This window comes from Labilibaculum manganireducens (assembly GCF_002843385.1).
Lineage (GTDB): Bacteria > Bacteroidota > Bacteroidia > Bacteroidales > Marinifilaceae > Labilibaculum > Labilibaculum manganireducens.
The window spans coordinates 130489-141176 of record NZ_MVDE01000013.1; the positions used below are offsets into that span (position 1 = coordinate 130489).

The following is a 10688-nucleotide window of genomic DNA, read 5'->3' on the forward strand; positions in this document are numbered from 1 at the left end:
CAACACGATTCAATCGTGTGGCAGCGGGGAGTTAACCCACAGTACCTATTGGGCAGTTCCTGCCACACGAACGCTTAGTTGTTATGGGCTGGGTTTGTTATTCAAAAAAATCTGAGTAAGCGGCATTACTATCAAAATATTGTTTTGGTGTGAATCCAGTATGAATTTTAAATTCATTAATGAAATGTGCTTGGTCGTAATGTCCGCTTTCATAAGCTAAATCTGTTATATTTAGATTTTCATTCCTGCTTTTCAAATATAATGACAGTTGCAATCTTACTGTTCTTAAATATTTCTTAGGTGTTGTACCTATTAAATAAGAGAACTTTCTTTCAAATTGCTTTCTACTAAGGCAAATTTCAGAAGCAAGATTTTCGATTGAAACTTTACCTTGCGACAGCCTGATCATATTTATTGCGTGATTAATCCTCGCAAATTCAAACCTATTATACCCTTCCTTTAGTAATTCAATGAAATAGCTTTCTATGATTTGAATTCTTTTTTCAAAAGAGTGTTCATTTGTCAACTTTGACAAAATTTCTTGCTCTAATTTTTCGTTCAGGTATTTTAATGGAATGCTCTCATTATACAACTCGGTTAACGGCAATCGAAAAAAAACCATTAATCCTTGTGGTTGAAATACAATTGAAAAAACTGACAATTTATTTTCAATTTGCAAATCATAAAATCCTTTCTGGTGTCCGCTTAGTATGAAATTGTCTTCAAAATCATTTTTGTACCCAATGATTTTAGGTCTATTACCCAGATACAATGTCAATTCTGGCAAACCACTAGGAATTACCCGCTGAATATGATGTTCTCCATTGAGCAAAACATTCTCAATACACCAATATTGTTTAATGTATGGCTGCAAAATTTGTGACGGTTTTGCTATTTCTATTGACATATACATTGCAATTTTAAAGAGGATGTCCAAAAAAGTAAAGTTTCACTCGAAAACGTCATGTTGATAGAAGTTGAAACATCTGTTTTTCAAAGATAAAGATTCTTCGACAAGCTCAGAATGACAATAAGATTGAACTTTTTGGACATCCTCTGTTTAATCTATTTACCGTAAATGCCGATTTTGTTACCTTCTATATCGATGCAAATAGCAAAATAATCTCGTCCTTCTACTTCAATTTTTGTTTTGGGCTGTAAAACTTTTCCGCCATTGGTTTCAATCCTTTGAATTGTTGCTTCAATATTGTCAGGTGCAGTAAAGCTGACCATCACGCCATTTTCAGACGGTTTGAAATTCGGAGCATAGCTAATAGCTCCTTCATCATTAGGAAAACAAGCCATTTTTTCTTGTCCAAAATCAACTTTCGGTAAATTAAGTTTAAACACCGTATTGTAAAATTTTACAGCTCTGTCGAAATCAACTGAGGGTATCTCTACCCATGAAATTAACTTTTGCATTTTGATTGTTTTTTAATTTGAAATTAATATTATCTCTGCAAAAGTAAGTTGTCATTCATTCGCAAAATTGGAGAAATGAGACATCTTTGGGTTATGCTGTTCAACCTTGCCCAGAACGTAAGTCTGTCAAGAAACTAATTTGACTACCCATTTAGGATTTAAATATCGCGGTTTTAAGCATACATAAAAATTGAAAATACTTTTGGTTCTTGTTTGGGTTCGTTTCAACCATAAATTAACTGATATCAGAGATGGGGAAGTAACTTTCATGGCCAAAGAAATCCAAAACAAAAGAAAGCTGCAGACTGATCTACAACTTTCTATTATTCTTTGGAATTACGGCATGTAAAAGAATCTTTCTATAGCAAGTTCCCTTTCCTAAAAGCTTCGAAAACCAGACCATTCCCCGTAAAGTACCAATTCCGTCACCGCTTACGTCAACTCACCGTAACTATTGGGCAATTCCTGCCACACGAACGCTTAGTTGTTACAGGGCATTTTCTATTCTTTAAGCAGATTTGCAGAATTTATTCTTCCTATTAGCCCGTTTAACCTACTGTTTTCGGTCTTAATATATATTATCTTTGCTTTAAACTCCTCATACCTTTTTTTATGAACAGCCAATTCTTTTAACGATTTTAATAATGAAACAGCTTCATCATAGGCTTTTGTTTTCTTTTCTCTGATCAATGAATATACTTCTGCCCAGAGACTGTTCTCTTTTTCTTCAATCTTCCTCAATTTTTCCAAACGCTTTTCCTCTCTTACCAACCTTTCTTTCTCTTTGCGTTTTTCTTTCACAGATAAAAACGTTTCAACAATATCTTTAACAGTTCTTGCTGAGTGCTTCTGACTTTCAGATGTTTTGGGACTAAAATGTTTTTTTATTTTTTGTGCCAATAAAGGTTCACTATCAACTAACCTTAACAGCCATTCATTCTTTTCAGCTTCTGTCAGATTGCTAATTTTATCGGCATAATCAATGCCTATTTCCTGTTTTAACGGTTCACTTATTTCAGATGCGACATCAACAACCTCTCTGTCTATTCCGAAAACATTCAGCAATTCTTCAAGAGCCCCATTCAATTTTTTTAAACCGTTTGGCAATTCAGGTTCAATACTGTATTCATCAACTTCGCTATAATCACTCATTACACTTTCGGTACTGACCTTCAGCCACAAAAGATACAAACTTCTATAATCGCCTGAAATTATATCGTTTCGGAGTGTTATTAACGAGTTCAGCATGCCTTCTCCTTCTATCCATCCACCGTCGTCGTCATCTTCTTCCAGCCATATATCAATAAGAATAAATTCTTTAAAATCATATATTTCAAGTCCTTCTGCACAATATTGCTTTATATTCTTATCTATAAAGGTATTCGGGATTTTAAAAATCAATCTCCGAGTTCCCCAATTCGCGATATAAAACATCACATCAAAGTATTTCTCGACAACCTCCAGACAGTCTTTTGGGAAATCTGAATAATGATATTCAAAAATCGCACTTGCATTTGTAACCAAAGCTCTAGTTGACCAACTAGAAATCTCTTCTTTTTCTTTTTGAGTAAGAGATCGGTCAATGGATCTAAATTCATAATATTGATATTCACTCATTCTGTAAATTTATCATTTTTCCACATATAGCTTCAATGCCCTGTAACGGTTTTGCAGCATAAAATCGTTGGGAGATTGCGGGCTATCTCCTGTTCAGTTACACCATGCTTGAAGCGAGAACCAACGCTCAAATAACCACTGCGCCCCCAATGATTTATACCTTATGTTAGCTTTTTGTTGCTTATTACTCTAGTTCATTATTTTTATCATCTAGTTTTTTTCCTAATTCCTTAGCATTTAGAGGTGATATTACACTTTTGCCCGTATTTTTTTCTAATTGTTTTCTGGCTGCATCAGCTACTTTCCCACCTTTTTGCGCAACTTTTTTGTTTTCTTCAAATGTTTCAGGATTTTTCTCTTTAGATATTTCAGTAGTTGATGCTTCTGCTAACATATTCAAAACCAACTCTAAATTGGTCATATTGTCTCGCAAATTCTCTTTCTTCAAATCTTTAAAGTCTTTATATTCACGAGTTGTCATACCTGTCCATGCCATCGTTATCTCGTCTGTTAGTATTGCATGTTCCAATCCTTTTTTCACACCACGTATATCCCATTCATCAGTCAGTTCTTTACGAACTTCAATACTTTTAAGTCTTTGATTTATCCAATTTGCAGAATATCCTTTTTTCAAATAAGTTTCCATTGCCCGGTCAAAGGCTTTTTCCGGGTCTTCGGTTTCTTCAATCCTTTCATATCCAACTTTTGCCAGCCAAAGTTTAAATGGCTCTGCTTTTGGAGATGGAATTGATTGTATTAATCTTAGCAACTGCTCAGTATCTGCCACGTCAGTTAATCTCAGCTTACCATCAGGCGATTCCATTTTCAACTGTCCGATTTTTTCGGACACTTCACTGCCTTCAGATTTTAACTTGCTTTTTAAATCTGACCAATACTTTCGCGGTCTATCACTTCCTGTTAATACACCAATAACATCTATAATTGAAAAAAACCACTTTTCTTGGTCGTTATCCCATTCAACACGGACTCTTTGGTCTTGAAATAATTTTATTGCAGTTTCCTTAGTCATAATTTCAAATTTTCAATCCCAAAGATACATTATCATTTCTTTTTTAGAGAATTTTTCAGTGTTGCAGTATCGCTCTTGCAATGAAAGCCAACAGCAGTCTGTCTAAAAACTAATTTGACTACCCATTTAGGATTTAAATATCGCGGTTTTAAGCATACATAAAAATTGAAAATACTTTTGGTTCTTGTTTGAGTTCGTTTCAACCATAAATTAACTGATATCAGAGATGGGGAAGTAACTTTTATGGCCAAAGAAATCCAAAATAAAAGAAAGCTGCAGACTGATCTACAACTTTCTATTATTCTTTGGAATTACGGCATGTAAAAGATCTTTCCATAGCAAGTTCCCTTTCCTAAAAGCTTCGAAAACCAGACCATTCCCCGTAAAGTACCAATTCTGTCACCGGTTACGTTAACCCACCTCAGCTATTGGGCAATTCCTGCCACACGAAGGCTTAGTTGTTACCACCTGGTATTTGTTTTAATTCATAATTTGTACTTCTTCCACCACTTGCTTCTTTTTGCAAAATATTTTTATTTATTAAATCCTGGATGTCCCGGAGAGCAGTGTCCTGCGAGCACTTATTAATTTTTCCCCATTTTGAAGTAGTCAATTTCCCGTCAAAACCATCTAGTAGTTTATTAATCGTTTTTTGTTGTCTTTCATTCAGAATAGTTGTTGAATGTAAATTCCAGAATTCAGCTTTAAAGAGAACTCTAGATAATGTTTCTTCTGTAGAATCAATAGCATTTATTAAACACTTTAAGAACCAAACAATCCATCCAGTAATGTCCGAACTGCCTTTTTGAGTGTTTTCAAGGATTTCGTAATACTGCTTTCTTTCAATTCTGATTTGAGCAGACATACTATAAAACCTCCTGATACTATTGTCCGAACGAGCTAAAAGCATATCAGTTATTGCTCTTGTAATACGCCCATTTCCATCATCGAAAGGATGAATTGTTACAAACCATAAATGTGCAATTGCTGCTTTTAGCACTAAATCAGTTCGGTTTTCAAACTCAAACCAATGTAGGAACTTTTGCATTTCGCTTTCTATTCTCTCAGAATTTGGAGCTTGGTAATGAACTTTTTCCTTTCCCATTGGACCAGATACAACTTGCATTGGACCAGTTGCATCTTTTCTCCAGTCTGCGACTGTTATTTTGTAAAGGTTACTCCAACCAGTAGGAAATAATGATGCATGCCATCCAAAAAGTCTATCTTTTGTTAACGGTAATTGATAACGTTGTGTGGCATCAAGCATCATTTCCACTATCCCTTCAACGTTACGTTCTGATTCAACAGCACCTGCAATGTCAATGCCCAGTCTTTTTGCAATGGATGAACGGACTTGTTCTTTTTCCAAATACTCACCTTCAATTTCTGATGATTTAAGTACGTCCAAAGTAAGTGTATTTAATACTGCTTCATTCTGTAGGTCAAAACCCAGAGATTCCATTTTTCCAAGAAGTTTTCCTTGCAGGTTTCTAGCTTTTCCTAAAAGCATCATCACTTCTTGATTATTCCAAGTGAAGTATGTCCAATCGTCTTTTTCGTGTATGTAGGTTTTCATTCTCTGCAAATTTTGCGACAAATATAAAGTTTATTCGTCGCAAAAACTATATTCTCCGCAAAATATGCTCGCATTATTAAAGATAATCTCCGCATTTACTGTTTTTTTCATGCTTGGCGGTAACAGCAGTCCGTCTAAAAACTAATTTGACTACCCATTTAGGATTTAAATATCGCCGTTTTAAGCATACATAAAAATTGAAAATACTTTTGGTTCTTGTTTGGGTTCGTTTCAACCATAAATTAACTGATATCAGAGATGGGGAAGTAACTTTCATGGCCAAAGAAATCCAAAACAAAAGAAAGCTGCAGACTGATCTACAACTTTCTTTTATTCTTTGGAATTACGGCATATAAAAGATCTTTCTATAGCAAGTTCCCTTTCCTAAAAGCTTCGAAAAACAGACCATTCCCCGTAAAGTACCAATTCTGTCACCGATTCCATCAACTCACCGTAACTATTGGGCAATTCCTGCCACACGAATGCTTAGTTGTTATGGGCTGGTTTTTTGAATTTCTGCTTATAAGGCTAAAACCAATAATATCCAGGCGCCCCAACCTAAAGCTTCCATTCCAATAAGCTGTCCTTTTGCTTTTTTCCTGTAACAACTTAAATACTCAGGGTCGCTGAATTGGTCTTTGTTTTTAGACATCATATAGGTCTGTTTCCCTTTTTCAGGAGTTGGATTGGCCAATGCAGTTCCTATTATTGCAAATGGTCCAAATAATACTCCTAAAACAAAGTGACCACCCTTTTTGCCGTGATAGTTTTCTGCATCAAGTCTTGCATTAAAACATTTGTTTTCTTCGTCAGCTTGCATTTCCAGATAGTTTGTATAAACTTTATCTTCTGCATTTTCAAATTCAATTGAATATATTTCTGATGCAGGAACAATGTATTTAGTACCTTCTGATTTGAAGACAATTGCACAGTCTTTGATTCTTTTTACTTTTCCTTCAAAAACCATTTCATTGTTGAGGGTTAAAATGTCATTGGCAAAGGTGCTAAAAGCGAAGACAATTGCGGTTAAGGTCAAAATTGTTTTTTTCATAATTCGTTTTTTTACTTCCTACTCTTATGGATTTTCGGTGTCTCCCCGTTTTTTTTAATGGGCTCTGGTTTCCATTAATTGTTTTTGATTTTTTTTAAGTCTTAATTGTTAACTCAAGAACTATTAAAATTTGTTGATTTTTTCGTTTGTGTCCTTTGGTCTTATTGGTTTTAAACAAACCAATTTTAATTGGCTTGCTGGTGTTCATTAATTGTACTAAACTTTAAAACGACTCATCAGCGCCCATGAAATTTAGCTTTTGTTACCTGCTGGGTGTTTTTGAATTACACTTAAGTCCCCTCAATGTTAATACCCTGGATTCTGTGACACATTAGGATTATACATTGTCTCTGATGAAGGGATAGGCAACAGCTTTTGGTAATCCTGAATATTCAACTCGCTAACTGCAATATTGTTTCGCTTAAGAAAAGCAAAATAAGAAAATCCGCCCATCATTGTGGATTTCCACGTTTCTTTTAAATCTTTTTCGAAACTTTCAGCTGACGTAGTACTTTCACCATCTCTATTCCGTATTTTATTTAGAAAAGTAATTGCTGCATCCCTATTACCAATCTTATTTTCACATTCAGCTGCCAATAATATAATTTCAGAATATTGTATTAATGGCAGATAAGTACCTGTTTCAATATTATTAGTATGATTAGGGGTAGAGAAAGTTCCTTTATTAATCGCATAAATCATTTCAGTAGATGCTGAACTTAATGCTTCATTTCTACTATTATTCAAAGTGTACATTCCACTTGAAATAATTTCTTTCAAGATCATTAAAGCTTCGGAATATTGTTTTTGTTGTATTAATATTTTGGCAAGTAAGGCTCTTGGAACATTTTTTGAAACCGCAAAGAACGATCCATTGCCCCCTTCAGACATTCCACTGATACACTCTTCTAATTGCTCATGTAACGAAGTATAAATATCAGCGATAGGAGTACGCGACGGATAAAAGTTTCCATTATTTATTTTTTCAAAAATATATGGTGTATCACCCCATAATGTTGTTAAATGATAATACAAAAGTGCCCTTAGTGTTGTAAAATATTTTGAAGAGGCACTCCCTACTAATTCCTCTACACTATTTAAGCTATGATTCAATTGATACAAAGCAGCCCAAGCACTACTAATTTCACTAGTATTTGCTGTCAGATTATGTGATGAAAATAAATTCCATTGCGAAGAGTTGGCTGCATAACAATTACTATATAATCCTTCTATGGTGTGTGTGTAATCAAAGCCAGTGCTAGCTTTAGATATTATTGATGTAATAATTTCACTTGATAATTCATTTGAAAAGTCACCCTCCTGCACAATAATTAACTTAGCACTCAAACTTCCATCATGAGAATATATGGTTATAGTTTTAGGTTTTGAAAAAGGTGCGGTTGCAGGGTTGACATTAATAATGATCTCATTTTCATTAATTGTGCTTGTCAGTTCAACCTCCTTAAATAAACTTTCTGGTGAAATAACATTAGGAGAATTGTCAAAGTTAGTTGTAAATGGAATATTAGCCTGGATTCGAACTCGAAACTCACCACCTTCTTTACTGGCATGCACTGTATCAACTTCAAAAAATAATTGCTTTTCAGTGTGCGGATCCCCTAATTCATTTCCTGCAATACCATCTCCATCCCAATCTATATAGTACTTTAGGTCTGGGACTAATATCTTTTTTCCCAAATCGTTATATCTTCTTACAATATTAGAAGTAATATCATCTGTACTAAGCTGTCTACTTTTGTCTTTAAAGGATTGTATTACATCTTCTTGAAATGTCCCGCTCGTTGTGAAGGTTTCTTTTAAATTAGAAATATACTCAGTTAATTCCGCTTCATTACGATCTGCTAGAAGAATCGAGGAAATGATTATAAGTGCACCAGAACAATCTTCTCCTGCAGATATTGATAAATCTTCAAAATCAGATTCTTTATATTTTTGCAGACCAAAGCAAAGGAGTAATTCTTCACGTGCTTGCAAAGCTGCATCTTTATATGAAACTCCTTCATTCATCAGATTTACAATTCGACCTTTACTAATATGAGTTAAAATGTTAACATTGATACTTCTTTTATTTGCTATATCAACAAACGATTCCAATCTAATTTGACTATTAGAAAGTTCACCGGTAACTTCATTGAAAAAATAACCATCGCAAGCTATTTGTACATATGGAGAAACAAACTCAATCGCTGCTTCTATTTTAAAACTACCTTCATTGTTAGAAATATCTGTTTGAAAAGATTTACCCGTTAGTGAAAGGTTCTGACTTAATTCTTGAATGGTTACGGTTGAACCTTGTGTAAATGGACCTTTTTCAACTCTTCCTTCTAATGTGCTAACCTTAACTGTTTTATCATCTATTGAATCTGTTTCCTTAGAGCATCCAATAAATACTGTGAATAAAAAAAGGATAACGAACTTAAATGTCTTCATATTAAAATATTTTTATTGTTTTATTTTTTTCACCTTGCAGGTAACGGCAGTCTGTCTAATAACCTAAACTAACTTGCTTAGATTCTCCTATTTATTCATTTTTACAGAATACTACTTATATAAATCACTGTCAAGCTTTGCTTTTTAGACAGTCTGACGTTCCGCGGGTATGGCGTCGTGCCGCCGATTCCGCAGGCCGTTGTTATTTGTTTTGCCGTTTAAATTCTCACTTCTGCATCCAGCCGAGCCAAACCGCGGCATGCGCTATGACCCGCTGTTGTGGGTAGTAGTTTTCAACTTTCAATCATTCTTTTTTCCTTTTCTTTAATAAAGGCGCGGAAAATACCTGCAATTGTTGATGGATTTAATCGACCTTCTCCAAAATGAATTGTTACAAATCTTTCTCGACTCGAAATATATTCTTTAAAATTTTCCGGATCCACTTCCAATCTTATTAAAGCATCTTCGACTTTTTCCTTATATACATCTTCATATTCTCGCATTCCTCTTATAGTCCAATATGTATCATATAAACTTGCCTTTTGAGCTTTAAGCCAGTCCCAGAAAAAATCAAAATCATCTATATTTGGAGCTTCTCTATGGCATCTATTGCAAAGCAGCACCAAATTCTTTGGAGCATCTTCTCCTCCTAAAGAATCCGGAATAATATGACATCTATGTAAAACTGTTTTATACCCACAGCGCCAACATCTTTCATGTGCCTCGGAAAAATCAACACTTAAGTCTGATTCATCAATCTGTGTTACCCAGTAATCAATTATTTCTTCTTTTGTAGTTTTTATTGGTTGTCTCATCCTAAGTTTTTATAAGAATGCTCACTCTTTTGTTGGCGGCTCCTATTACCCACAACGTAAAAGTGTTTTATCCTTTCGTTTTTTAAAATTAACAAAACATTATTTAGAACACTGATTTTTACTTCTCAGAATAGTTCCAAATAAAGGATAAAACATAGTTGGACAATGCCGCCGGAGCTATGGGTATTTAATTGTTTTGTTTTTTCGCAAGAGGTTTCGGACCTTCTGTTTGCTGTGTAAGTTAGGAAACCAGAGTGTTTCATAAGGATTTTTTGCTTTGAATAATGCATAGTTTACCCTTTTAGCTAATGCTATTAAATTTACTTTTTAAAATTCAAAGAACTTTTTGATCACCCAATCGATCAGGTTTCTGGTTTTGGCAAAGCTCTGCATAAAATTCTGCCTTTTTTACATTTCGGGCAATGGCTTACGTCTTTCCCTGTGAGTAAAGAGTAAACTTCAATGGCTGATAATCCCTCGTATTCAGGGATTGGCACACAGGTTTCCATAAGAGCAACAATCTGCTCCTTTTTGGTTTTGGAATTTGCTGATGAAAGGATTCCGTAATACCTGATTTTATAAAAGTTATGAGGCAAAATATGAAGCATAAATCTTCGGATAAATTCCATGGTGTTGAGCTGCATTGTTTTTGAAACAAGTCTTTTTCTGTCTTTATACCTGAAGTAAACTTTTCCATTTTCAACACTTGTAATTCGGGAATTGCTG

At 34.5% G+C, this 10688-nt stretch carries 9 protein-coding genes; all 9 read right to left on the minus strand.

Annotated elements, in window-relative coordinates; translation table 11 throughout:
• Window positions 1–97: 97 nt before the first annotated feature.
• Window positions 98–907: a helix-turn-helix transcriptional regulator gene (locus tag BZG01_RS10540; RefSeq protein WP_180327282.1), complete on the minus strand. Its 810-nt coding sequence runs from the start codon at window positions 905–907 to the stop codon at window positions 98–100.
• Between the two features lie 158 nt (window positions 908–1065).
• Entirely contained in the window at window positions 1066–1422 is a 357-nt protein-coding gene (locus BZG01_RS10545; protein WP_101309793.1) for a VOC family protein, read from the minus strand.
• 501 nt (window positions 1423–1923) lie between these two features.
• Window positions 1924–3039, minus strand: coding sequence for a hypothetical protein (locus BZG01_RS10550; protein WP_101309794.1), 1116 nt, complete (start codon window positions 3037–3039; stop codon window positions 1924–1926).
• A gap of 184 nt (window positions 3040–3223) precedes the next feature.
• Window positions 3224–4069: a BRO-N domain-containing protein gene (locus BZG01_RS10555; RefSeq protein WP_101309795.1), complete on the minus strand. Its 846-nt coding sequence runs from the start codon at window positions 4067–4069 to the stop codon at window positions 3224–3226.
• A 454-nt stretch (window positions 4070–4523) separates the two neighbouring features.
• Complete coding sequence (locus BZG01_RS10560) at window positions 4524–5645, minus strand: Fic family protein (protein WP_101309796.1); 1122 nt, start codon at window positions 5643–5645, stop codon at window positions 4524–4526.
• Window positions 5646–6165: 520 nt separating this feature from the next.
• Complete coding sequence (locus BZG01_RS10565; protein WP_143470881.1) at window positions 6166–6696, minus strand: hypothetical protein; 531 nt, start codon at window positions 6694–6696, stop codon at window positions 6166–6168.
• 306 nt (window positions 6697–7002) lie between these two features.
• Window positions 7003–9147 (minus strand): RagB/SusD family nutrient uptake outer membrane protein, encoded by a 2145-nt coding sequence (locus tag BZG01_RS10570; protein ID WP_101309798.1) that lies wholly within the window; start codon window positions 9145–9147, stop codon window positions 7003–7005.
• Window positions 9148–9440: 293 nt separating this feature from the next.
• Entirely contained in the window at window positions 9441–9962 is a 522-nt protein-coding gene (locus BZG01_RS10575) for an HNH endonuclease (RefSeq protein ID WP_101309799.1), read from the minus strand.
• Window positions 9963–10324: 362 nt separating this feature from the next.
• The coding region (locus tag BZG01_RS10580; RefSeq protein WP_180327283.1) for a transposase at window positions 10325–10688 on the minus strand (364 nt) is incomplete at its 5' end.

Bases quoted from the DNA above. Each gene is read 5' to 3' on its own strand.
- BZG01_RS10550 (WP_101309794.1), bottom strand. From the start codon at position 3,039: ATGAGTGAATATCAATATTATGAATTTAGATCCATTGACCGATCTCTT.
- BZG01_RS10570 (WP_101309798.1), bottom strand. From the start codon at position 9,147: ATGAAGACATTTAAGTTCGTTATCCTTTTTTTATTCACAGTATTTATT.
- BZG01_RS10555 (WP_101309795.1), bottom strand. From the start codon at position 4,069: ATGACTAAGGAAACTGCAATAAAATTATTTCAAGACCAAAGAGTCCGT.
- BZG01_RS10565 (WP_143470881.1), bottom strand. From the start codon at position 6,696: ATGAAAAAAACAATTTTGACCTTAACCGCAATTGTCTTCGCTTTTAGC.
- BZG01_RS10575 (WP_101309799.1), bottom strand. From the start codon at position 9,962: ATGAGACAACCAATAAAAACTACAAAAGAAGAAATAATTGATTACTGG.
- BZG01_RS10540 (WP_180327282.1), bottom strand. From the start codon at position 907: ATGTCAATAGAAATAGCAAAACCGTCACAAATTTTGCAGCCATACATT.
- BZG01_RS10560 (WP_101309796.1), bottom strand. From the start codon at position 5,645: ATGAAAACCTACATACACGAAAAAGACGATTGGACATACTTCACTTGG.
- BZG01_RS10545 (WP_101309793.1), bottom strand. From the start codon at position 1,422: ATGCAAAAGTTAATTTCATGGGTAGAGATACCCTCAGTTGATTTCGAC.